This is a genomic window from Kitasatospora griseola (genome assembly GCF_014648555.1).
In the GTDB taxonomy this organism is placed as follows: domain Bacteria; phylum Actinomycetota; class Actinomycetes; order Streptomycetales; family Streptomycetaceae; genus Kitasatospora; species Kitasatospora griseola.
Genome location: NZ_BMRI01000038.1, coordinates 13,173 through 13,391, shown reverse-complemented (window position 1 = coordinate 13,391; position 219 = coordinate 13,173). Strand labels below are relative to the sequence as shown.

1 protein-coding gene is annotated in these 219 nt (G+C 73.1%); it reads left to right on the top strand.

Annotated elements, in window-relative coordinates:
• A partial coding sequence (locus IEZ12_RS39435; protein WP_229848392.1) for a hypothetical protein occupies positions 1-219 on the top strand: 219 nt, incomplete at both ends.

Sequence of the window (219 nt, the reverse complement as noted above, 5' to 3'; positions counted from 1 at the left end):
GTGACGTTGACCGGCGAGGACGGTGCGGTGCGGACGGCGGTGACGGCGGCCGACGGCACGGTGACGCTGAAGCCCGCGAAAGCGACGGCGAGCGGCAAGTACCGGGTGGACGTGGTCAATCCCCAACCCGGCCTGCTGTACCCGGCGTTCGCGTCCCGCGAGGGCCTGGCCGCGCCGGACGGGCTGAGCAGCAGCACGGAGTTCGTCGACCTGTCCGGC